The sequence below is a fragment of the Trichlorobacter sp. genome (assembly GCF_030247655.1).
GTDB lineage: Bacteria > Desulfobacterota > Desulfuromonadia > Geobacterales > Pseudopelobacteraceae > Trichlorobacter.
In genome coordinates this window covers 1-22,008 of sequence record NZ_JAOTRZ010000035.1, presented here as the reverse complement: position 1 = coordinate 22,008, position 22,008 = coordinate 1, and the positions used below count along the sequence as shown (strand labels likewise).

The following is a 22,008-nucleotide window of genomic DNA, read 5'->3' as shown; positions in this document are numbered from 1 at the left end:
GGGGTACTACAATGGGAAGAAAATCACTCCAGGTTAAAATAATTTCTTTTACCCTTTTTATCTTTACTTTGGCTGCTATCTTGCCATCTTTTGCTGTTGCAGATAATACTTTGAATGTTGATAAGATTGCTGCTGACTTAGATAAAATTGCAGATGAGTGTCACAAAAGCTGTTCTAACATAAAGTCTGTCGTCAATAATCAGTGTATCGACAATTGCGTCACTCTAAAATTGAATGAATACGACTCAAAATATTTCAGGCAAACAAATAACCCGTGCGAAGAAGAATGTAGACAGCATTTGAAACATAAACGTGCACATTGTATGCGTTTACCCAAGCAGGGCCGTGGTATATGTCTAACTACAGCATTGATTAACTATGGAGTTTGCATGTCTAAATGCAAGTGAAAAATATGTGATAAATTTTGCTCAAAACTTCTTTGTCCGGCAATTTTCTTGAAGTTTTTTTGAATCTCCCAAATCCCCTGATCCGCCAAGGCCGTCAACCGCTTTGAGCATTGGAATCGTCATTCGTAGTATTGCGGGATTTCCAAAATACTCACCCCCATCACTCGCTACACTGATCCACCTTGAAGGCCTCATGCAGGACCCGCACGGCAAGCTCGGTGTATTTTTCTTCAATGGCCACCGAGACCTTGATTTCCGAGGTGGAGATCATCTGGATGTTGATATTGTTATAGGCCAGCGCCGTAAACATCCGGGCTGCCACACCGGCGTGGTTTTTCATACCCAGACCGACAATGGAGACCTTGCTGATGTTCCGATCAGCAAGCACCTCCCGCGCATTAACCTCTTTGGCGATCTGGGCGGTAATCTGGTGGGCCTTGTCCAGATCGGTCTTTGAGATGGAAAAGGTGATATCTGCCAGACCATCCTGCCCCACATTCTGGACAATCATATCAACTGAAATATCCTTGTCAGCCAGGCCGGTCAGGATCTTTGCGGCACTGCCCGGCTTGTCAGGCACGCCAAGCACTGCAATCTTCGCCTCATTCTTGTCTGCTACAATCCCGGTAACAACCACACCTTCCATTGGCATATGCTCCTTTACAACCAGTGTGCCCCGTTCAGCAGTGAATGCCGAGCGGATGTGCATGGTCACGTTATGCTTCTTTGCGTATTCAATGGCACGGATCTGGACACCCCGCGCCCCCTGGCTGGCCAGCTCCAGCATTTCATCATAGGAGATCTCATTAATCTTGCGGGCATTTTCGCAGATCGCCGGATCAGCGGTAAAGATGCCGTCAACATCCGAATACAGTTCACACACCTCTGCACCCAATGCGTGAGCCAGGGCCACAGCTGAGGTATCACCACCGCCCCGTCCCAGGGTGGTAATGGTGCCGCTGCGATCAATACCCTGAAATCCGGCCACCAGCACAATGGCGCCATGGTTAAGGTCAACCCTTATTTTTGTTGGATCAATATATTCTATGGATGCCCTGGTGTGCAGCGAGTCAGTGATGATCGGCACCTGCCAGCCAAGGTAGGTCTTGACCTTGTAGCCCAGTGAGCTGATGCAGAGCGCCAGCAGGCCGATGGAGACCTGCTCACCGGCAGAGATCAGCAGGTCATACTGGCTGCCGGCCTGACGCGGACAGATCTCCTGGGCCATCTCAATCAGGCGGTTGGTTTCACCTGCCCGTGCCGAGATGACCACTACGACATCATTACAGTCATTGTATGACTGAATAATCCGCTGGGCAATCTTCCTGATCTGCTCCGGAGAGGTGACTGCAGAGCCACCATACTTTTGAACAACAGATGCCATACCAACCTCGTGATAACCGTTTTGTTGTCTCTGCAGATACAGATCTAGCCCAGCTGTTGACTGGGCTAGATACCAAACAGAATGCAGGTAAAACGAACGTTAAATAAGACCGTGGGCTACCATAGCATTAGCTACCTTGATAAATCCACAAATGTTCGCACCCAGCACATAGTTGCCCGGTGCGCCATACTCTTCTGCGGTCTCATAGCAGTTGGCGTGGATGTTTTTCATGATGTTTTCCAGCTTGGCCTCGGTGTCTTCAAAGGTCCAGGAATCACGCTGGGCATTCTGCTGCATCTCCAGCGCAGAGGTGGCAACGCCGCCTGTATTGGCAGCCTTGCCCGGTCCGTAGGCAACCTTGGCGTCCAGGAATACCTTGACCCCTTCCGGCGTGGTGGGCATATTGGCGCCTTCACCGACAGCAATACAGCCGTTCTTCACTAAGGTTGCGGCATCTTTGCCATTTATCTCATTCTGGGTTGCAGAAGGCATGGCAACCTGACAAGGGATGTCCCAGATATTGCCGTTTGGAATATACTTTGCATCTTTATGCGCATTAACATAATCAGAGATACGACGACGCTCCACCTCTTTCAGCTGCTTGATCAGGTCAAGGTCAAGACCTTTTTCATGATAAATCACGCCGTTAGAGTCTGAACAGGCAACACATTTACCACCCAGCTGATGGATCTTTTCAATGGTATAGATAGCTACGTTACCCGAACCGGATACCAGACAGGTCTTACCTTCAAAGGTATCTTTGCGTACTTTCAGGGCTTCGTTGATGAAGAAGGTGGCACCATAGCCGGTTGCTTCGGTGCGAACCAGCGAACCGCCCCAGGTAAGGCCTTTGCCGGTCAGGACACCGGGCTCGTAGCGGTTGGTAATCCTCTTGTACTGGCCAAACATATAGCCGATCTCGCGGCCACCCACGCCGATGTCACCGGCAGGAACGTCGGTATGCTCGCCCAGGTGACGGTACAGTTCGGTCATGAAGCTCTGGCAGAAACGCATTACTTCGTCATCTGACTTCCCTTTAGGGTCGAAGTCAGAGCCACCCTTGCCGCCACCAATCGGCAGACCGGTCAGCGAATTTTTGAAGATCTGCTCAAAGCCGAGAAACTTGATGATACCCAGATAGACCGAAGGGTGAAAACGCAGGCCGCCCTTGTAAGGCCCCAAAGAGCTGTTAAACTCAACCCTGAAACCACGGTTGATATGTACCTGACCCTTGTCATCCTGCCAAGGTACCCGGAAGATGATCTGACGCTCAGGCTCACAGATCCGCTCAATGATCTTGCGCTCAAGATACTCAGGATGCTTGACAACAACAGGTCCAAGGGATTCAAGAACCTCCAGTACGGCCTGATGGAATTCAATTTCACCAGGATTACGCTTGAGTACGTCGTTGTAGATACTTTCGATCTTTTCGTCCAGCTTGGCCATAATGTCTCCTTTGTGTGCAGAATCAGGGTTCAGTAGTGTGTAACCCCAAACACAGGTGCAACACACATGCCCAATTTTACACCAGATGCACACAAAACACTCAATACACTGGCATCATTGCACAAAATACAGTCATAAATATCACCAACAACTAAAGCAGATGCCGGCAAATCGATTATTCTACAAAACAGAGTGTGCCATATCAGCACGAAACAAGGTAGATTATCAACACTTTTGATCTTACTTCATACACAACAGTATCAGTAAATTCAAGCTATTAGCACTTGCATGATTTTTTTTGATGCAGTATGTAGATCAGCTATTGTTTAAATTTTTACCACTATATTGCCACTGCCTTCTTTTTGGGCAAAAAGAGGAACCACATGTTGATTGTCGCCTGTATCAAACAAGTCCCTGATACAACACAAGTCAAGATAGACCCGGTTACCAACACCCTGGTACGTGAAGGGATCCCCTTCATCATGAACCCCTACGACACCCACGCCATGGAGGCGGCTCTGCAACTGAAAGACCAGTTTGGCTGCCGGGTTGCGGTGCTTTCCATGGGGCCGCCCAATGCAGAGGCAACCCTGCGCAAGGCGCTGTCTGCCGGTGTTGATCGTGCCATCCTGCTGTCTGACCGGGTCTTTGGCGGTGCCGACACCCTGGCCACCAGCAAGGTACTGGCAACTGCCATAGCCAAGTTGAATGATGAAGTGGAACCGGTGGGGCTGGTAATCTGCGGCAAACAGACCATTGATGGCGATACGGCCCAGGTGGGACCGGGCATTGCCGTCCGGCTGGGCTACCAGCAGTTAACCCTGGTTGACAAGGTAGAGGAATTGGACCTGACCAACAAGAAACTGGTGGTAAGCCGCAAGCTGGAAGGTCGTCACGAACGGGTGCAGGCACCGCTGCCAGCCATGCTGACCGTGGTGCGGGAGCTGAACCGTCCCCGCTACCCCACCGTACCGATGCGCCTGGCTGCGGCCACTGCAGAAGTGGAGGTCTGGGATAACAACGTGCTGCAGCTGGACCCGCAGACCATCGGCCTGAAAGGCTCGCCAACCTGGGTATCCAAAATCTTCTCACCAGAACGTGACAAAGGGGAAATTGTAGGGGACGGCTACGCTGACCCGGAGGGGACAGTTGATCTGTTGCTGGGCAAATTGATGGAAAAGGATCTGCTACCGCTATGAGTGAAACCACACCAAAGATCAAAAAACCACGCGGACGTGCCCGCCTGCTGGAAGGCAAATGTATCGCCTGCGGCGCCCGTTGTGAAAGCTCCTGTCCGGTTAACTGCATCAGCATGAATGAGGCTGGCGAGCCGGTGGTGGATGCTGAAAAATGTATCGGCTGCCTCAAGTGCGTCAAGGTCTGTCCGGCCCAGGCGATTGAAATGGCCTTTACCCCTGAAGAGCTGAAGATTCTGGAACAGCTTGCCGCAGCAGGGACAGCAGCTCCGGTTGAAGATGAGGATCCTGAAGCTGCTGCCATTGCAAAGCTGCAGGCCCAGTATCGTGGGGTCTGGGTATTTATTGAGCAGGCTGATGGTGAAGCTGCCAAGGTATCCTGGGAACTGTTGGGCAAGGGCAAGGAACTGGCCGCCAAGCTGGGGGTTGGCCTGTCTGCGGTGGTAATCGGCCACAAGGTGGAGCCGCTCTGTCACGAGGCATTCCAGTACGGCGCAGAAAAGGCCTATCTGCTGGATGCGCCGATCTACGCTGACTATCGCACCCAGTCCTACCTTGAGGCGATGTGCCACCTGATCGGGCAGCACAAGCCGGAGGTGATCCTGATGGGAGCCACCGGCATGGGCCGTGACCTGGCCGGGGCCGTGGCCACCAGGGTCGGCACCGGCCTGACCGCCGACTGTACCGGTCTGGATATTGATGATAAACGTAACCTGATGCAGACCCGTCCGGCCTTTGGCGGAAACATCATGGCCACCATCATGTGTGACAAGTACCGGCCCCAGATGTCCACGGTCCGGCCCCATGTGATGCAGATGCCGGAACCGTTACCGGAGGCAACCGGCCAGATCATCAGAGACAGCTTTACCACCCCGGAAGATCAGGTGCTGGTAAAGGTACTGGAAATCATCCGCGATGGCGACAGCAAGCACAAGGTGGATATTGGCGGCGCTGAATTTATAGTATCCGGTGGACGGGGCATGATGGGGCCTGAAAACTTCAGCATGCTGGAAGAACTGGCCAAAGAGCTGAACGGTGTGGTTGGAGCCTCCCGCTCTGCAGTGGATGCAGGATGGCTTGCCCATGACCGTCAGGTTGGCCAGACCGGCAAGACCGTGCGTCCCAAGATCTACATCGCCTGCGGCATCTCCGGTGCCATCCAGCACCTGGTGGGGATGCAGGATGCTGATCTGATCATCGCCATTAACCGGGACAAGGATGCACCGATCTTTGAGGTGGCCCATTACGGCATTGTGGGTGACCTGTTCAAGGTAGTACCTGTCCTGACGCGAAAAATTCGTGAGCTGAAAGCACGAGGCAAAAAACAATGACACCAACTCCGACCATCTTCGCACCGCTCTTTATTGCCGCAACCGCCCTGTTCATCTGGAGCTGCTGGAAGCGACTCTCGCTCACTGCGCTGGGCAGGCCTGATAACCGGCTTGACAACATCGGCCAGCGAATCGGTGACACCCTGAGCTATGCCTTTGCCCAGAAGCGGGTCCTGGCCAAGCCGTCCGGTCTGATCCATGTGGCGATCTTCTGGTGTTTTCTGGTGTTGATGGTTGCCAACACTGAATTTATTCTACATGGCCTGTTCCCCGGCCTGACCTTCACCAAGCTGCCGGACGGCATCTTCATGCCGCTGATGCAGATGATTGACGTGGTCTCGCTGATCACCCTGCTGGCGGTGATTGCTGCGGCCATCCGCCGGGCGGTGTCACCACCGTATCCAGAGGCCCGCACCTTTGAGGCGTTCTTTATCCTGTTTCTGATCGCCACCCTTATGCTGGCAAACTTCGGGGTTAATGCCGCTAAAATATCCCGTATGCAAGGCAGCACCCTTACATTGGCAGAGAGCATCATGCCGATCTCCAGCTGGTTTGCTCCCTACATACCATCAGGGGCCGGCAAACTGGTACATGACCTTTCCTGGTGGACCCATGCCCTGGTGCTGCTGCTGTTCATGAATCTGCTGCCGTTAAGCAAGCACTTTCACATCATCACCGCCATCCCCAACGTGTTCCTGCGGCGGCGTGATAACCCGCCCCTGCCGGAGCGGGAGGAATTTAACGCCGGCAACAGCTTCGGTATCAACCAGGTTGACGGTTACACCTGGAAAGAGCTTTTGGACTCCTTTTCCTGCACTGAATGTGGACGCTGCCAGATGGCCTGTCCGGCTGATCAGACCCGCAAACCGCTCAACCCGCGAGGGGTGATTGGTCAGCTCAAACATAACCTGATGGCAAACGGCCCGCTGCTAAAAGAGGGTAAAGCAGCCACCACGCCGCTCATCGGTGAAGGTGATGCCTCCATCTCTGAAGAGGCGATCTGGTCCTGCACAACTTGTGGCGCTTGCCTGCAGGCCTGCCCGGTCTTTATCGAGCAGATGCCCAAACTGATCCCGCTGCGCAGACATCTGGTGGAGATGGAATCACGCTTCCCGGAAGAGTTGCTGAACCTGTTTGAAAACATGGAAGGACGCAGTAACCCCTGGGGTATCGCCCCTACTGAACGGGGCAAGTGGGCGACACAGTTGGGCGAACGGCCCTATGAGCCGGGCAGGACGGAGTACCTGTTCTATGTTGGCTGCGCCGGTTCCTTTGATGCCCGGGCCAAGCAGATTTCCGTGGCAACCGCCCTGCTGCTGGACAAGGCCGGGGTTTCCTGGGGCATGCTGGGCAAGGATGAGAAATGCTGCGGTGACAGTTTGCGCCGACTGGGCAATGAGTATGTCTTTGACAAGCTGGCCAAGGAGAACGTGGCCCTGTTCAAGGAGCGGGGGATCAAGAAGGTGATTGTGCAGTGTCCCCACTGTCTGACCACCCTGAAAAACGATTATAAGCAGTACGGTATCGAGCTGGAGGTGATCCACCATAGCCAGCTGTTGCTGCATCTGGTGCAGGATGGCCGTCTGAAGCTACCCAAACAGGCTGATCTGGGCAAGCTGGTCTACCATGATTCCTGTTATCTGGGCCGTCATAACGGCATCTATGACGAACCACGGGAGGCCCTGGCCCTTGCCACTGGTACAGAGCCGCTTGAAATGCCCCGCAACCGTGAAGATGGCTTCTGCTGCGGCGCCGGTGGCGGACGGATGTGGATGGAAGAGTTTACCGGTGACCGGATCAACCTGGTGCGGGCGGCCGAGGCACTGGAGCAGCAGCCGGACACCATCTGTACTGCCTGTCCCTACTGTTTAACCATGCTGGATGACGGCATCAAGGACCTGAGGGCAGACAAGGTGCAGGTGAAGGATATCGCAGAGATCATGGCAGAGGCGGTATTACGGTAGGGTACGCCACAGACACGTATCCCCTTTGTGCGAGGCAATCAACATCAGCCCGCACAAAGGGGATCGGACTAAAATCGCCGTCGTCCTCCCGGCCGATTGCCCCAACTCACCCTGATAGCCTCTGCAGCCAGCTGCGGTGATTCCGCCGCCATAATGGCTGATACCACCGCTACACCATCGGCACCAGCAGCCAATACCTGATGGGCATTTGCCTGATTGATACCGCCAATCCCCACCAGCGGGACACGGACCAGTTCACGGATCTGCCTGACCCCCTCCAGCCCCAGAGCCGAAGCAGTGTCGGTCTTGGTGGGAGTACTGAAGACCGGGCTGATGCCGATGTAGTCTGCCCCCTGTTGTTCTGCCGCAATCGCATCCTCCACCGATTCAGCTGAAATCCCGATCAGGTAGTCTGGCCCCAGCAGGCGGCGGGCATGGCTGATCGGCATATCGCTCTGCCCCAGATGTACACCATCTGCCCCGACTGCCAGGGCAATATCCACCCGATCATTGATTATCAGCGGCAGCCCCAGCGGCTGCAGTAATGCCTTCAGCGCCAGTGCCTCACCCAGAAACTCACGGGTACTGCAGGTTTTCTCCCGCAACTGCACGCAGGTTACCCCGCCAGCCACTGCTTCAGCCACCACCTCCACCAGTGAGCGTCCCAGACTCAAGGAACGGTCAGTCACCAGATGCAGTAACAGCCTGTTATCCGCTGATTCGCGCATCGCGTTCAAGCTCCTCTGGAGTCAGGTTATGCAGGGCATCCAGAAAGCGGATCATAAAAGAACCGGGACCGTTGGCATCAACCGCTGCCCGCTCACCAGCCAGACCATAGTAGGCCAGGGCTGTGGCAGCAGCAGAGACCGGATCAGGATCAACCCCGCTAAAAGCACCAATTATGGCAGTGGCGCCGCAGCCGGTGCCGGTGATGCAACTCATCAAGGGATGCCCGTTGTTAACCCTGATCACCCGCTTACCATTGGTAATCAGATCCTGTGGTCCGGTGATTGCCACCGGCACTCCCAGCTCTCTAGCCAGCCTAATAGCCTGTTCTGTTGCCTGATCAACCGAATCAGCAGCATCAACCCCTTTAGTGTTGGCCTGGGCACCGGCCAGGGCCAGGATCTCTGAGGCATTGCCCCGCACCACACTGACCCTGGTTTCGGCCAGTATCCGTTTGGCTGCATTGGTTCGCAGCGCTGTGGCTCCGGCCCCCACCGGATCAAGGATAATCGGCACCCCCAGGCTGGTGGCCTTTTTACCGGCCTTGACCATGGCATCCACCCAATCATCGGTCAGGGTGCCGATGTTCAACACCAGCGCCCTGGCAAACCCCACCATCTCCTCCACCTCATTTTCGGCATGGGCCATGACCGGCGAGGCACCGGCTGCCAGCAGGATGTTGGCAGTGAAGTTCATCACCACAAAGTTGGTGATATTATGGATCAGCGGTCTGGTTTCTCGAAGTTTGGCCAGGTTGTGTGCGGCCTGTTGCTGGATGGTTGGCATGGTTCCTCCGTTTGGACAGCCGTACCGGCTGAAAATCTGGCACACTGTCGTAGCGAGTGGTTTATTTCAATGACAGTTCAAGGATGCTATCAAGGCGGCGAGGAATTCGGCGACGCAGGCGTACACGCAGTACGTTGAGGAGCCGATGACGAGCCAACGAAAAGTGCGCCTTGAAATGGCATTGGAATTAGGCAGTACCAGTAGATGGTGGAAAGTTCAACAGAAAGCAGGGGATACCATGAAAGTTGCACTGATTGCCATAGCAGCCGTTTGCCTGGGCAGACGACCGACGCTTACTTCAAGTGACATGCTTGATCAGCAGATTTTTGAATTGGCATGATAACACCAGTGATATAGCGCAAGGTTGAGGTAGCGTCAAATGACCAACCTCATTTTTTACCCACCAGTGTATTGATGGTGATACCTCCCGACCATCCAAAAGGTCCTGCTTTTCTTGCTCCCTTAACTGAATTTTCTTCATCCCTCTCTGGTCATAAAAGCAGCATTGGCACTGTTTTTATGCAGATTATCGCTCCTTCGCAATTTTAACGCGCAAGACAACAGCCTTAATTTATACGGCTATTCAAGAATTCTTGATCTGGCTTGTGTTATGCACCTTTCACAGAATTATGAAAACTCTCAACAAAGAGGGAGCCCCCCATGATTGGTGCTGGATTAAACCTTTTGGCATTACTGCCCTGCCCGGTCAAGGTGCCGATAGAACAGGCCTTTGACGAATATCTGGCGACCTTGCCGCCTGAACGTGCAACCGCGCTGCGCTGCCAGTTGGAAGGTAACGCCAATATCGAGTCTGATTATTACGACAGCGTGGAGCATCTGACCCAACTGGAGCAGTTCCCGGACATCATTATCTCCCCCGGTTTCAACAGCCTGTTTGAACCGCCTTTTGTGGATCGGTTCATCAAGACCGGCCAGTTTGTCAGCGTCAATGACTACGCCGGTGACCGGCATCTTGCAGCCCTGGGGGTCTGTGACCCCACCGGGCATTACACCATGCTGGCCATGAACCTGCTGGTGCCGGTGGTGGATCACCGCCGGTTGGGGGATCGTCCGGTGCCCCACTGCTGGGCTGATCTGCTGAAGCCTGAATTTGAAAACAGTCTGGCCATCCGTGGTCACAAAGACGGCACCTTTTGCGAAACCCTGCTGATGACCATCTACAAGGATACCGGCGTTGCCGGGTTGCGCAGCATGGGTAGAAACGTGCGCTACGGCTGGCATCCCTCCCAGATGATCAAGGCCGCGCTGGGTAGCAGCCCGGATGCACCGGCCATTAGTGTTATGCCGCTCTTTTTTGCTCAGACACTGGTTGGCAAAGAACAGTACAGCATCATCTGGCCTGAAGATGGTGCCCTGATCAGCCCGGTTACCATGCTGGTCAAGACGGAAAAGTGGGCTGGACTGGATGATCTGCTGGCCTTTTGGGCTGGTCCGCAGGTGGCTGCCATCTTTAGCGGAGCCTTTTTCCCGGCGGTCCATCCAGATGTGGATAATCACCTGCCTGAGAACGCCAGCTTCAAGTGGATCGGCTGGGAATACATCATCAACAATGACATCAAAAAGCTGATCAGCGGTATCAACGCTGCCTTCCGCCAGGGACGGGGAGAAAATATCCGATGCGCCTGATAACTGTAGCAGGCCCACCATCTTCGGGCAAAACCGCTATTATCTGCAAGACCGCCGAGGCGCTGCAGGCAGCTGGCATCTCGGTCGGTGTGATCAAGTTTGATTGCCTTTCTTCCGGCGATCAGGTGACCTACGAACGTCGTGGTATCCCGGCCCGCACCGGCCTTTCCGGCAACCTCTGCCCGGACCATTTCTATGTCAGCAACATTGAAGAATGTCTGGATTGGGGGCTGCAGAGCGGTTTTGATCTACTGATCAGCGAGAGCGCTGGCCTCTGCAACCGTTGTGCCCCCCACATCAAGGATGTCTGCGCGGTCTGCGTGATTGATAACTTAAGTGGCGTGGAGACCCCGCGCAAGATCGGCCCGATGCTGAAGATGGCCGATATCGTGGTGATCACCAAGGGGGATATTGTCTCCCAGGCAGAACGGGAGGTCTTTGTCCACCGCATCCGTCAGGTCAATAGCAGCGCCGTGATCATCCATGTCAATGGTCTGACCGGCCAGGGGGGACATGAATTGGGCAGATTGCTGAAAGATGCGGCAGCGGTTGATTCGTTGCAGGGCAAGCTGCTGCGCTTTTCCATGCCGGCCGCACTCTGCTCCTATTGTCTGGGGCAGCGCCGGATCGGTGCGGATTTCCAGATGGGTAACGTCAAGAAAATGGAATTGGGGTAGCCGTAATGGACAACAACTATGCAGATATGATGCTTGAACAGTTGTTTTGTGAACATCCCCATGCGCGGGAGTTTTTTGGGGCCATTGGCCTGTCAGCACTCCCTGAAGGTCAGACCCTCGGCAATACCGTTGCTGCTCTGGATGAAGAACTGCTGTTGGATGTAGGGATTGAACGCCACGACCTGCTGCGGCAGTTCCGTGACTATATGGCCGGAATGGAACAGTTGCGCAATCAGCAGCAGGCCATGGTTGCATCGGTCACCGTGCTGGGCGGACATGACAAGAGTGGCAATCTTGAAAACTTCAAACTCGAACTGCGACCCGGTGAGGTTACCTGCATTGTCGGTCCCACCGGATCAGGCAAAAGCCGCTTTCTTGCTGATATTGAGTGGCTGGCCCAGGGGGACAGTCCCACCGGTCGGTCGGTACTGATTAACGGCACCGTCCCTGATCTGGCCCGCCGCTACGCCGTAGAACAGAAACTGGTGGCCCAGCTCTCACAGAACATGAACTTTGTGATGGATCTTTCGGCGGAGGAGTTTATCAGGCTGCATGCCGAAAGCCGCATGGTAACTGATCCATCGGCCATTACTGCAACCATTCTTGATCTGGCAAACTCCCTGGCGGGTGAACAATTTATCCCGACCACACCGGTCACCGCCCTCTCCGGCGGCCAGTCCCGTGCCCTGATGATTGCTGACGTGGCTTGCCTGAGCAGCTCACCAATTGTCCTGATTGATGAGATTGAAAACGCCGGGATCGACCGCAAACGTGCGTTGGAGTTGTTGGCGGATCAGGACAAGATTGTGCTGATGGCCACCCATGATCCGATTCTGGCCCTGATGGGACAGCGCCGGTTAATCTTTAAAAATGGTGGTGTGGCCAGCATCCGCAGCACCAGCCCGGCAGAGCGGGCCAACCTGGCCCTGTTTGAACAGATGGATGCCCGCCTGACAATGGTGCGGAATGCGTTGCGCAATGGCGAGGAGATCGCCGGGAATTGGTGAAGCTGCGGAAGCAGGCATCATTTTCGGTGTTCTATACCCCATGGAGCACACTGGCGTCAAACTCTCCATATCTTTGCTTGAATGGTTAGAAATGCAGCAGCGTCGGTATTATTTATGTTCACCTTTGAAACCGTGATGTATTTTGGATTGTTTAACTAATTGAAATTTATAGCATCTCCAACAATAGCTTCTTGGCATGCGTTATGTATGGTGTTATATGACGAGTGGAGGTTTTTATGAAACAGTCAAAGCAGGCTATTACCCTGGAGGGCAGCCTCTGGTTCAGCAAAGATACGGACAAGTTTCTGGGGGGGGATCGGATCGCCCTTTTGGAGAGAATCGATGAGCTCGGCTCCATCACCAGAGCTGCCAAGGCGGTGGGGATCAGTTACAAGACCGCCTGGGAGATGGTTAATCAGATCAACAATCTGGCCGCTGCGCCGTTGGTGGATCGTGCCACCGGGGGAAAGGGTGGTGGCGGAGCCAGCCTCACCACTGCAGGGCGCGAGGTGCTTGAGCAGTTTCGCGTGGTACAGGAGGAACATCGCAAGTTTTTGAGTAACCTGGACCAACGTCTGGGCGACACCGGTAGTCTCTACCAATTCTTAAGGAGGATCAGCATGAAAGTCAGCGCACGTAATGTATTTAACGGCACCGTGGCATCCATTACCAAAGGTGCGGTTAACGCCGAGGTAAGTCTGGCCCTGAAAGGTGATACCACCGTTACGGCAGTGGTGACCAATGGCGCCATTGACAACCTGGGGCTGAAAGAGGGGATGGCGGCCTATGCCATTGTCAAGGCCAGCTCAGTGGTAATCGGCACGGATCTGGCAGATGCCAAGTTAAGCACCCGCAACCAGTTGACCGGCAACATTGTCAAACTGGTGGAAGGACCGGTTAGTTGTGAAGTTGATCTTGAGCTGGCTGGCGGTAACACCATCAGCGCCGTGATCACCGATGGCAGTGCAAAGCGTTTGGGCTTGAAGGTTGGCGGCACGGCAACGGCTTTGTTTAAGGCATCCAGCGTGATACTGGGTGTAAGCTAGCCCGCTATAGGCCCTCCTCTAAGAAGGGGAGCGGTGAGTGGTTAGGCATACGAGGGAGCATCAATGGAGCTGCTCCTTTTTTCATCAGAAGCGTTATATTTTAAGCACCATAACGGTTAAGAGGCCTCAGTATGATTACCTGTCTGCCGGATAGTGACATAGAGCGATTTATTGAAGAGGATTGTCCCTATGGTGATCTAACCACCCACCTGTTGGGGATCGGTCAGCAGAACGGGGAGATCAGCTTTACCACCCGCCACGAAACAACGCTGTGCGGTACTGAGGAGGCGGCCCGTTTGCTGGAAAAATGCGGCTGTACCATTACCCAAACAACGCCCAGCGGCACACTGCTGGCGGCAGGAGTGGTTTTCCTGAAGGCCACCGGCCCGGCCCGGTCACTGCACGCTGGCTGGAAGGTGGCGGTTAATCTGCTGGAGTGCGCCTCCGGTATCGCCACCCGCACTGCAAAGATTGTAAATGCTGCCCGTGAGATTAATCCCTGTGTTTCGGTGCTGACAACCCGCAAGACCTTTCCCGGCACCAAGAAGCTGGCCATTAAGGCGATCTGCAGTGGTGGCGCTCTCCCCCACCGTCTGGGGCTATCGGAAACCATTCTGGTTTTCAAACAGCACACGGTGTTTATGGGGGGGCTGGAGTCGTTTCTGCGTCAGGTTGACAGTCTGAAACGTGAAGCCCCTGAGACCAGAGTTATCGTAGAGGCAGACACACCTGATGAGGCGCTCCTGATCGCCGGAACCGGTGTTGAGGTGGTCCAGGTGGACAAACTGGCGACGGATCAGCTTAAAACCTTGGTGGAGCAGATCAGGCAGTTTAACCCGCGCATAAAAATCTCTGCTGCCGGGGGGATCAACGAGCAGAATGCGGCAGAGTACGCTGCCACCGGCGTTGATATCCTGGTGTTGTCATCGGTCTATTTTGGTAAGCCTGCTGATATCGGGGCAATAATCACACCTGCTGCATGAGCAGAACGAAAGGGACAAGAACCATGAAACTGTTTAAGTTGCTGATTGCTGCATCATCCCTGTTGATGCTGTCATCCCTGGCCCAGGCGGCTGAAGTAAACGTGGCGGTTGCTGCCAACTTTACGGCACCGATGAAACAGATTGCCGCAGATTTTGAAAAGGCCACCGGACACAAGGTCGTGCTTTCATTTGGCGCATCAGGCAAGTTTTACGCACAGATCAAGAACGGCGCACCGTTTCAACTGATGCTGTCTGCTGATGATGAAAAGCCGATTCAGCTTGAAAAGGACGGCCTTGCGGTACCGGGCAGCCGTTTTACCTACGCCATCGGTACCCTGGTGCTCTGGTCTGCCAAGCCTGGTCTGGTTGACCCCAGGGGGGATATTCTGGCCAAAGGGGCTTTTAACAAAATCGCCATTGCCAATCCACAGCTGGCTCCCTACGGCGTTGCCGCCATGGAGGTGTTGGCCAAGCGAGGCCTGACAGCCGCAATCAAGCCCAAGATTGTGCAGGGAGAGAACATTTCCCAGACCTTTCAGTTTGCAGGAACCGGCAACACAGATCTTGGCTTTGTTGCCCTGTCACAGGTCATGAAGGGCGGCAAGATAACCAGTGGCTCTGGCTGGGTTGTGCCGGGTAACCTGCATACACCGATCCGCCAGGATGCTGTGCTGTTGATGAAAGGCAAGGGAAACCCGGCTGCTGAGGGATTGGCAAACTATCTGAAAACCGATAAGGTCAAGGCGTTCATCCGTACCTACGGTTACGAAATCTGACAGGAGTAGTGATGCTGCTTGATTCAGCAGATCTGCAGGCTATCTGGCTAACGGTCAGGCTGGCCTCGGTGGTCACCGTGATCCTGCTGCTGGTGGGGACGCCGGTGGCCTGGTGGCTGGCCCGTACCCGTTCCTGGGCCAAAGGACCAATTGGGGCGATGGTGGCGCTGCCGCTGGTGCTGCCGCCATCGGTGCTTGGTTTCTACCTGCTGTTGGCCATGGGCCCCAACGGTCCGCTGGGCTGGTTAACCTCCAGGCTGGAGATCGGCCCCTTGCCGTTTACCTTCTGGGGATTGGTACTGGCCTCTGTGTTTTACTCACTGCCGTTTATGGTGCAGCCGCTGCAGAACAGTTTTGAAGCAATTGGTGAACAGCCGTTGCAGGTGGCAGCCACGCTGGGGGCGTCACCCTTAAATGCCTTTTTCTCCGTTGCGTTGCCGTTGGCAAAACCCGGTTTTCTGACCGCCTCAATCATGACCTTTGCCCACACGGTAGGGGAATTCGGGGTGGTGCTGATGATCGGCGGCAATATCCCCGGCGTGACCAGAGTCGCCTCGGTGCAGATCTATGACCATGTGGAGGCGCTGGAATATGGTCAGGCCCACCGGTTGGCAGCGGTGATGCTGATCTTTTCGTTTCTGGTGCTGTTGGGGATGTATCTCTGGCGGCCCAACCCAAAGAAGGGATAAGCGATGGAACTGCACCTGCAGTTACACAAGCAGCAGGGTGATTTTACTTTGGAGCTTGACCTGAACGTCAGCGGTGAGCGGATCGGTATCTTTGGCCCTTCCGGCAGCGGCAAGTCAACGCTGGTCAGTTGTCTGGCTGGCCTGAACAGGCCGGACAGCGGCAGAATTTTGCTGGATGGCAAGCCGGTTTTTGATAGTACGGCCCGGATCAATCTGGCACCGGAAAAGCGCCGTATCGCCTTGGTGTTCCAGCAGCATGGCCTGTTTCCCCACCTGAACGTGCGTAAGAACCTGCTGTATGGGTATCAACGCTGTCCGACTGCAGAGAGGCGGATTGAGCTTGCTGAAGTGGCCGAGGTGCTGGAGATTGCGGATCTGATGGGTCAGATGCCGGAGACCCTTTCCGGCGGCCAAAGCCAGCGGGTGGCCCTGGGACGGGCGATTCTCTCTTCCCCCCGGCTGCTGCTGATGGATGAGCCGCTTTCTGCCCTGGATGATGACCTGCGTTACCGGATCATCCCCTACCTGAAACTGGTGTCTGAGAGGTTCAGAATTCCGTTTGTGTTCATCTCCCACTCGCTGCTGGAGATGCGGCTGATGGCGGAACAGGTGGCGGTGCTGGAAAAGGGGACGCTGACTGCGGTCATGACGCCGGAAGAGCTGGCCCGCCAGCGGATGGGCATAAGTCCTTCAGGCTATATCAATCTGCTGGAGCTGGGTGCACCACAGGAAAGACAGCGCCTGCTGGCCTTTCCCTGGGCAGGTGGCGAACTGTTGTTGTCCGGTGGCGCCACTGCAGAACCGGGCATGTTTGAACTTTCTTCAAAGGATATCATCCTCTGCAAACGTCATCCCGAGGCGATCAGCGCTCGCAACCTGCTGCCCTGTACGGTACGCAACCTGTTTGAGACAGGCAGCAAGATCGGTGTTGAGCTGGACTGCAAAGGGGCGGTGCTGGTGGCGGAGATTGTGCCTGATGCCGCCCGTGAATTGGCTGTCACCATAGGCAGTACGATCTGGGCGGCTATCAAGGCCTCGGCCTTCCGGCGGTTGTAGCGGCAGAAAAATCATTTAAAACACAGAGGGCACAAAGTAAAATCATAATGTTACAAGGCCATTAACTTTTTAAATCACCCACCAGGAATGTCTTGTTTTGCTTTTAAGCCTTTGACTTCTCTGCGCTCTCTGTGGCTCTGTGTTAGTGAATTGGCGTTTTTAGACACTAGATGTTGTCTAGCCGTGACGGTCCAATGGTTACCAGACGACAGTTCGGGCTGACCTGTGTATCAGGGGGCAGATTCAATTGCACCCCCCTGTTTTCACAGATGGAGCCCAGGGCGATATGTCCCAGGCTGCGGCAACGGCTGCTGAGCTCTTCAAAACGCGCCCCAACGCTGACCGGCACCAGATAGATCTGTTGCCCCTGGCTGAGGGTCAAGAGGTCGGCCAGTACCTCCTGAATGCCTGGATTAAGCAGCTCCTGGCTCAGAAAGTGGGCATCAAAACGGCTGGTACAAACAATCCGGTCACAACCGGCCTTGCGCAGCAGCTCTTCCGAGGCCGGATCAATACATTCCACCACGGTGTTGACCTGTTTACAGCGCCCCTCAATCGCCAGAGCAATCGCCACATTCAGGTTGTCCGAGGCCGGATCAGTGGGGTCACGGGTCAGGATAACGGCATGCAGGGCCTGATCAATAGCGGCCCGTTGCAGGGTTTCATCACGGGTTGGGTTGCCGCGCACATACTGTACGCCCCGCTTCTGTAGTTCAATCGGCAGTTCATCCAGTTGCTCATCCACCAGAATAACCGGCATGCTGGTCCCCACTGTTTTGTCCAGCGCCAGCTCCAGCAAGATCCGCTCAACCTTGGCCAGTCCTGCAAAATTAAATATCACCAGATGATCAGTCAGTCTGAAGGTTGACATACCTTTGATCTCCTTTGTCTTGGATGTGACCAGCGCCGCAGCCACCATGGACAGGGCATAGCCCAGCAGGCCGATACCAAAAACCATGATCGGCCAGCCCACCAGAAACCGGCCGCCAAAGCTCTTGGGAAAGAAATCGCCATACCCGACAGTGGCGATGGTGACGATGGTGTACCAGAGCCCGTCAGCCCAGCTGAGATCCGGATTGGCAGGCAGCTCAAAATAGAGAAAACCGGTGGTGCCGTAGAGCAGCACCGCCAGCATCAACACCAGCACCCGCAGGTATTCCGGCGGGTTGCGGACCATGGATTTCATGAAATACTGAATAACCTGAAACATATTATAAATCCTCCATTCCGGCTTCAAATCAAGGATGAGGGCAAGGCGGCGAGGAGTTCGACGACGGAGGCGTACAGCAGTACGCTGAGGAGCCAACGACGAGCCAACGAAGCTATCGCCTTGAGTTGGAGCCGGATTACTGGTTCTGGTTGCGCCACTCACGGATCAACGCCAATGCACGTTCCGTTGCTGTGGTGTTTGACCAGAGCCCGCGACGTCCGGCCCGGGCCTGTTCCTGTTCCTGAAGATAACTCTGCATGGCAGGAAAGGGGTAGACCGTGTAGACCAGTGCCAGCCCCTGTCGCACCAGCCGGATGGCGATATCTTCGTCATCCACGTACAGGGTTGCCAGATAGCGGCCATGTTTGTCCTTGGGAGTGGTGGCCAGCAGAACCCGCACCGGTCGATCAGCCATGCTACGCTGGATCGTCTCCATGGCGGCCTGGGCAAAGGGGGTGACCACATCCTTTTCCACCTTGGCGTCAAAGGACTTGATCCCCACAATTCTGATGGTAACCGGTGGTTGCCCTTCCCGTGCTGCAACCAGGCTGTCGCCGTCAATTACCTTGACCAGCCGGATAAGATCGCCATTCTCGATTTTGCCGCTGGCGCTCTGTACACTGCGCCGCTGCTTTTCGGCATTAATGCCGAAAAAGGCGGAAGCACCGACCAGAAAGATGATTACGGACCAAAAGGCCAGCGTTGCTCGCCCCATACGCATTTGCCTCCCCCTGAAGATATGCTATATAGCTTACTGACTGTTTCGTTTCTTTTTATAGCAGTGAACAACGGATTGTACAGGGGTTCTGACCACACGTATGCGTTTTTCTCTTAATGAACATGTCAAGTCGGTACATCCACCCCCCATCAGTGAGGTGAAGGAATGGGCCGCTCAGCGTCCTGATTATGCTGCGCCGCTGATTGATCTCTGTCAGGCCATACCTGATTATTCGCCACCGGCCGAGATGATCAACCATATCCAGCAGGCAGCCCTTGATCCCCAGACCTGTCGCTACAGCCCGGATGAAGGGCTGTTGGAGGCGCGGGAGGCGGTCTGCCGCCGCTATCGTCGCCGCTATGCTGCAAAAATGAGCCCGGATCAGGTCTGTCTGACGGTTGGGGCCAGTGCCGCCTTCTGGCTGGCCATGCTGACCCTCTGCCATGCCGGTGATGAGGTGATTGTCCAGCTGCCCTGTTATTTTGATCACCCCATGGCACTGACCAGCCTGGGAATCAGGCCGGTTTATGCTCCCTATAAAGAAAAAGAGAAGGGGTTGCCCAATCTGGACAGCATTGTCAAGTTGATCACCCCCCGTACCAGGGCGATTCTGCTGGTCTCCCCCAGTAATCCCACCGGTACGGTGATCCCGCCGGACCTGCTGCGCCGACTCTATTTTCTGGCCCAGCAGCATCGGCTTGCCCTGATTCTGGATGAGACCTACAGTGATTTTATTGAAGGTATGCCCCATGACCTGTTTACCATGGAGGAGTGGGGCAGCACCCTGGTGCAGGTGATGTCGTTCGGCAAGAGCTATGCCCTGACCGGCTACCGGGCCGGTATGCTGGCTGCGGCACCGGAACTGATCCGGCAGGCCCTGAAGATTCAGGATACCATGACGGTCTGCCAGCCCCGTATTACCCAGTTGGCCCTGCAGTACGGACTGGATCACCTTGATCAGTGGGTGGAGATGAACCGGCGGATGATGACCTTCCGCCACAACCTGTTTATCGAGGAGTTCAGCCTGCCGGGTAACCGTTTCAGGCTGGCTGCCAGCGGCAGTTTCTTTGCCTGGGTCAAGCACCCCTTTCCCAGCAAGAGTGGTCGTGAAGTAGCAAAAAGGCTGGCAATCGAGGCCGGTATCCTGACCCTGCCGGGTGAGGTCTTTGGTCCCGGCCTGGAAGAGTACCTGCGGCTGGCATTCGGCAACATCAAGGAAAAAGCGATACCTGAAGCTATCCACCGTTTCCGGCGTTTTGCCTGATTATCCGCTTGCCCCGTGGCTGGACAGCACCTATACTGGATAACTATGCACATTCATCAGACCACTTTTATCAAAAGCGCCGTTAAACCGGCTGACTACCCACCGGTTGACCTGCCAGAGATCGCCTTTGCCGGGCGTTCAAACGTGGGTAAATCGTCCCTGATCAACGTTATTGTTGAACGCAAGGCACTGGTTCGCACCAGCTCCACCCCTGGCCGGACCCAACTGATTAACTTCTTTCAGGTGACCGGCGTCCCGTTCTCCCTTAACCTGGTGGATCTGCCCGGCTATGGCTACGCCAAGGTGCCGCTGGATGTGAAGCGGCAATGGGGACCGATGATGGAGCGCTACCTGTCAGGCCGGGAGTCGCTGCGTGGCGTGGTGCTGATCCTGGATATCCGCCGGATCCCCTCTGAGGAAGACCTGCAGATGTTGAACTGGCTGCGTTCCTACAATCGTCGTCCGATTATTGTGCTGACCAAGTGCGATAAGGTGACCAAAAACGAGCGTGCCAAGCAGACCGCTGCCATTGCGGCAAAGCTGCAGATGGATAAGTCGCTGCTGATCCATTTTTCGGCACTGTCAAAGGATGGCCGGGATGTGGTCTGGCAGGCTATCCAGGATGCGGTAGAGGCCGATGCGCCATGAGTAAAACCATGCCTGATCTGCAGCAGAGTCGCGATCACCGTAAAATTCCGATCCGCAAGGTGGGAGTCAAGAATATCTCCTATCCGATTGTAGTGCAGGACAAGCACCGCTCCCTGCAACACACCGTGGCCACCGTGGATATGTATGTGGACCTGCCACACCAGTTTAAGGGCACCCATATGAGCCGCTTTGTGGAGATCCTCAATCGGCACCGGGAGCAGATTGCCCTGGACCGGCTGGAGGAGATCCTGCAGGAGATGCGTCAGAAGCTGGGGGCAGAGACCGCCCACCTGCGGGTGGAGTTCCCCTACTTTATTGACAAGGCAGCACCGGTTTCCAAGGCTCGCAGTCTGATGGAATATACCTGCGAGTTTGACGCCTGTTTGAACGGTGATCAGCTTGACTTTGTGCTGGGGGTCAAGGTGCCGGTCACCTCGCTCTGCCCCTGCAGCAAGGAACTGTCTCAGTTTGGTGCCCACAATCAGCGCAGCATCATGACCGTCAAGGTGCGCTATAAAGAGTTTATCTGGATTGAAGACCTGGTGGAGCTGATTGAACAGTGCGGCAGCAGTCCGCTCTATGCCCTGCTGAAACGGGCCGATGAAAAGCATGTCACTGAGCAGGCCTACCTGAATCCCCGTTTTGTGGAGGATATGGTGCGAGAGGCCTATCTGCGGTTGGCGGCCTCGGAGAACATCACCTGGTTCTCGGTTGAGGCAGAGAACTTTGAGTCGATCCACAATCACTCGGCCTATGCAGAGGTGGAGCTGGACAGGCGGGATAATCAACAGCCATGAAGCCGATCCTGATTATGGCCGCCGTGCCCCGTGAGCTTGAGCTGCTGATCAATGCGCTGGAAGAACCGTACTGCGACCCTGCTGCCACCTTTGCTGCGACGGAAGGGGTCATCGGGTCTACGCGGCTGGTTTGTTGTGCTGGCGGGATCGGCAAGGCTAATGCCGCATCAGCCGCCACTTCACTGGTTGAGCGGTATCGACCTGAATTACTCATCATTACCGGTTGCGGCGGTGCCTATCCGGGCAGTGG

General features: G+C 55.1%; 21 protein-coding genes and 1 pseudogene. 16 read left to right on the top strand and 6 right to left on the bottom strand.

Annotated elements, in window-relative coordinates; genetic code table 11:
• Positions 1-407 (top strand): hypothetical protein (locus OEL57_RS05170; protein ID WP_300738040.1); only part of this gene is annotated, 407 nt, incomplete at its 5' end.
• Positions 408-567: 160 nt separating this feature from the next.
• Here the strand turns inward: OEL57_RS05170 and OEL57_RS05165 are convergent.
• Positions 568-1,791 (bottom strand): aspartate kinase, encoded by a 1,224-nt coding sequence (locus OEL57_RS05165; protein ID WP_300738038.1) that lies wholly within the window; start codon positions 1,789-1,791, stop codon positions 568-570.
• Positions 1,792-1,890: 99 nt separating this feature from the next.
• On the bottom strand, positions 1,891-3,237 hold the full coding sequence (gdhA, locus tag OEL57_RS05160) for an NADP-specific glutamate dehydrogenase (RefSeq protein ID WP_300738036.1): 1,347 nt from the start codon (positions 3,235-3,237) through the stop codon (positions 1,891-1,893).
• 383 nt (positions 3,238-3,620) lie between these two features.
• On the opposite strand from gdhA, the gene OEL57_RS05155 reads away from it, so the two are divergent.
• The 3 genes from OEL57_RS05155 to OEL57_RS05145 are packed head-to-tail and all read left to right on the top strand — an operon-like array spanning position 3,621 to position 7,728.
• Entirely contained in the window at positions 3,621-4,436 is an 816-nt protein-coding gene (locus OEL57_RS05155) for an electron transfer flavoprotein subunit beta/FixA family protein (RefSeq protein ID WP_300738034.1), read from the top strand.
• A complete protein-coding gene (locus OEL57_RS05150; RefSeq protein WP_300738032.1) occupies positions 4,433-5,764 on the top strand; it encodes an FAD-binding protein in 1,332 nt (443 codons plus the stop codon). Before OEL57_RS05155 ends, OEL57_RS05150 begins: the two co-directional genes overlap by 4 nt.
• Positions 5,761-7,728 (top strand): (Fe-S)-binding protein, encoded by a 1,968-nt coding sequence (locus OEL57_RS05145; protein WP_300738030.1) that lies wholly within the window; start codon positions 5,761-5,763, stop codon positions 7,726-7,728. The genes OEL57_RS05150 and OEL57_RS05145 overlap by 4 nt, the downstream gene beginning before the upstream one ends.
• A gap of 68 nt (positions 7,729-7,796) precedes the next feature.
• On the opposite strand, the gene thiE is transcribed toward OEL57_RS05145, so the two are convergent.
• Both thiE and thiM read right to left on the bottom strand, forming a co-directional pair.
• Positions 7,797-8,456 (bottom strand): thiamine phosphate synthase, encoded by a 660-nt coding sequence (thiE, locus tag OEL57_RS05140; protein ID WP_300738028.1) that lies wholly within the window; start codon positions 8,454-8,456, stop codon positions 7,797-7,799.
• Positions 8,437-9,240 carry a hydroxyethylthiazole kinase gene (gene thiM, locus OEL57_RS05135; protein WP_300738025.1) on the bottom strand — a complete coding sequence of 268 codons (804 nt, stop codon included), beginning with the start codon at positions 9,238-9,240 and terminating at the stop codon, positions 8,437-8,439. Before thiM ends, thiE begins: the two co-directional genes overlap by 20 nt.
• 660 nt (positions 9,241-9,900) lie before the next feature.
• Between thiM and OEL57_RS05130 the strand changes: the two genes are divergently transcribed.
• From OEL57_RS05130 to modC, 8 genes are all read left to right on the top strand, one after another.
• Positions 9,901-10,887, top strand: a complete 987-nt coding sequence (locus OEL57_RS05130; RefSeq protein ID WP_300738023.1) for an ABC transporter substrate-binding protein — start codon at positions 9,901-9,903, stop codon at positions 10,885-10,887.
• Positions 10,878-11,564 carry a GTP-binding protein gene (locus OEL57_RS05125; protein ID WP_300738021.1) on the top strand — a complete coding sequence of 229 codons (687 nt, stop codon included), beginning with the start codon at positions 10,878-10,880 and terminating at the stop codon, positions 11,562-11,564. The genes OEL57_RS05130 and OEL57_RS05125 overlap by 10 nt, the downstream gene beginning before the upstream one ends.
• A 5-nt stretch (positions 11,565-11,569) precedes the next feature.
• A complete protein-coding gene (locus OEL57_RS05120) occupies positions 11,570-12,571 on the top strand; it encodes an ATP-binding cassette domain-containing protein (protein WP_300738018.1) in 1,002 nt (333 codons plus the stop codon).
• Positions 12,572-12,807: 236 nt separating this feature from the next.
• Positions 12,808-13,617, top strand: coding sequence for a TOBE domain-containing protein (locus tag OEL57_RS05115; RefSeq protein ID WP_300738015.1), 810 nt, complete (start codon positions 12,808-12,810; stop codon positions 13,615-13,617).
• A 131-nt stretch (positions 13,618-13,748) separates the two neighbouring features.
• Positions 13,749-14,600 (top strand): ModD protein, encoded by an 852-nt coding sequence (modD, locus tag OEL57_RS05110; RefSeq protein WP_300738013.1) that lies wholly within the window; start codon positions 13,749-13,751, stop codon positions 14,598-14,600.
• A gap of 23 nt (positions 14,601-14,623) precedes the next feature.
• Positions 14,624-15,376: a molybdate ABC transporter substrate-binding protein gene (gene modA / locus OEL57_RS05105; protein WP_300738010.1), complete on the top strand. Its 753-nt coding sequence runs from the start codon at positions 14,624-14,626 to the stop codon at positions 15,374-15,376.
• 11 nt (positions 15,377-15,387) lie between these two features.
• Entirely contained in the window at positions 15,388-16,065 is a 678-nt protein-coding gene (gene modB, locus OEL57_RS05100) for a molybdate ABC transporter permease subunit (protein WP_300738007.1), read from the top strand.
• Between the two features lie 3 nt (positions 16,066-16,068).
• Complete coding sequence (modC, locus tag OEL57_RS05095; protein ID WP_300738004.1) at positions 16,069-17,121, top strand: molybdenum ABC transporter ATP-binding protein; 1,053 nt, start codon at positions 16,069-16,071, stop codon at positions 17,119-17,121.
• Positions 17,122-17,287: 166 nt separating this feature from the next.
• On the opposite strand, the gene OEL57_RS05090 is transcribed toward modC, so the two are convergent.
• Both OEL57_RS05090 and OEL57_RS05085 read right to left on the bottom strand, forming a co-directional pair.
• Positions 17,288-18,331 (bottom strand): potassium channel family protein, encoded by a 1,044-nt coding sequence (locus tag OEL57_RS05090; protein ID WP_300738002.1) that lies wholly within the window; start codon positions 18,329-18,331, stop codon positions 17,288-17,290.
• Between the two features lie 136 nt (positions 18,332-18,467).
• Positions 18,468-19,046: a thermonuclease family protein gene (locus tag OEL57_RS05085; protein ID WP_300737999.1), complete on the bottom strand. Its 579-nt coding sequence runs from the start codon at positions 19,044-19,046 to the stop codon at positions 18,468-18,470.
• Between the two features lie 103 nt (positions 19,047-19,149).
• Here OEL57_RS05085 and OEL57_RS05080 point away from each other — a divergent pair, with 103 nt between their 5' ends.
• From OEL57_RS05080 to OEL57_RS05065, 4 genes and pseudogenes are all read left to right on the top strand, one after another.
• Positions 19,150-20,313 carry an aminotransferase gene (locus OEL57_RS05080; RefSeq protein WP_300737997.1) on the top strand — a complete coding sequence of 388 codons (1,164 nt, stop codon included), beginning with the start codon at positions 19,150-19,152 and terminating at the stop codon, positions 20,311-20,313.
• A 45-nt stretch (positions 20,314-20,358) separates the two neighbouring features.
• Positions 20,359-20,961, top strand: coding sequence for a ribosome biogenesis GTP-binding protein YihA/YsxC (gene yihA, locus OEL57_RS05075; RefSeq protein ID WP_300737993.1), 603 nt, complete (start codon positions 20,359-20,361; stop codon positions 20,959-20,961).
• Between the two features lie 8 nt (positions 20,962-20,969).
• Positions 20,970-21,758, top strand: a complete 789-nt coding sequence (folE2, locus tag OEL57_RS05070) for a GTP cyclohydrolase FolE2 (RefSeq protein ID WP_300738043.1) — start codon at positions 20,970-20,972, stop codon at positions 21,756-21,758.
• Positions 21,755-22,008, top strand: a pseudogene (locus tag OEL57_RS05065) (futalosine hydrolase); the annotation flags it as partial. The gene folE2 and the pseudogene OEL57_RS05065, both read left to right, overlap by 4 nt.

What these genes read in the sequence shown, in the direction of transcription:
- OEL57_RS05125 (WP_300738021.1), top strand. Translation starts at nt 10,878, where the DNA reads ATGCGCCTGATAACTGTAGCAGGCCCACCATCTTCGGGCAAAACCGCT.
- OEL57_RS05120 (WP_300738018.1), top strand. Translation starts at nt 11,570, where the DNA reads ATGGACAACAACTATGCAGATATGATGCTTGAACAGTTGTTTTGTGAA.
- OEL57_RS05155 (WP_300738034.1), top strand. Translation starts at nt 3,621, where the DNA reads ATGTTGATTGTCGCCTGTATCAAACAAGTCCCTGATACAACACAAGTC.
- OEL57_RS05165 (WP_300738038.1), bottom strand. Translation starts at nt 1,791, where the DNA reads ATGGCATCTGTTGTTCAAAAGTATGGTGGCTCTGCAGTCACCTCTCCG.
- OEL57_RS05150 (WP_300738032.1), top strand. Translation starts at nt 4,433, where the DNA reads ATGAGTGAAACCACACCAAAGATCAAAAAACCACGCGGACGTGCCCGC.
- thiM (WP_300738025.1), bottom strand. Translation starts at nt 9,240, where the DNA reads ATGCCAACCATCCAGCAACAGGCCGCACACAACCTGGCCAAACTTCGA.
- OEL57_RS05090 (WP_300738002.1), bottom strand. Translation starts at nt 18,331, where the DNA reads ATGTTTCAGGTTATTCAGTATTTCATGAAATCCATGGTCCGCAACCCG.
- OEL57_RS05080 (WP_300737997.1), top strand. Translation starts at nt 19,150, where the DNA reads ATGCGTTTTTCTCTTAATGAACATGTCAAGTCGGTACATCCACCCCCC.
- OEL57_RS05130 (WP_300738023.1), top strand. Translation starts at nt 9,901, where the DNA reads ATGATTGGTGCTGGATTAAACCTTTTGGCATTACTGCCCTGCCCGGTC.
- OEL57_RS05145 (WP_300738030.1), top strand. Translation starts at nt 5,761, where the DNA reads ATGACACCAACTCCGACCATCTTCGCACCGCTCTTTATTGCCGCAACC.
- thiE (WP_300738028.1), bottom strand. Translation starts at nt 8,456, where the DNA reads ATGCGCGAATCAGCGGATAACAGGCTGTTACTGCATCTGGTGACTGAC.
- yihA (WP_300737993.1), top strand. Translation starts at nt 20,359, where the DNA reads ATGCACATTCATCAGACCACTTTTATCAAAAGCGCCGTTAAACCGGCT.
- gdhA (WP_300738036.1), bottom strand. Translation starts at nt 3,237, where the DNA reads ATGGCCAAGCTGGACGAAAAGATCGAAAGTATCTACAACGACGTACTC.
- modD (WP_300738013.1), top strand. Translation starts at nt 13,749, where the DNA reads ATGATTACCTGTCTGCCGGATAGTGACATAGAGCGATTTATTGAAGAG.
- OEL57_RS05085 (WP_300737999.1), bottom strand. Translation starts at nt 19,046, where the DNA reads ATGGGGCGAGCAACGCTGGCCTTTTGGTCCGTAATCATCTTTCTGGTC.
- modC (WP_300738004.1), top strand. Translation starts at nt 16,069, where the DNA reads ATGGAACTGCACCTGCAGTTACACAAGCAGCAGGGTGATTTTACTTTG.
- OEL57_RS05115 (WP_300738015.1), top strand. Translation starts at nt 12,808, where the DNA reads ATGAAACAGTCAAAGCAGGCTATTACCCTGGAGGGCAGCCTCTGGTTC.
- folE2 (WP_300738043.1), top strand. Translation starts at nt 20,970, where the DNA reads ATGCCTGATCTGCAGCAGAGTCGCGATCACCGTAAAATTCCGATCCGC.
- modA (WP_300738010.1), top strand. Translation starts at nt 14,624, where the DNA reads ATGAAACTGTTTAAGTTGCTGATTGCTGCATCATCCCTGTTGATGCTG.
- modB (WP_300738007.1), top strand. Translation starts at nt 15,388, where the DNA reads ATGCTGCTTGATTCAGCAGATCTGCAGGCTATCTGGCTAACGGTCAGG.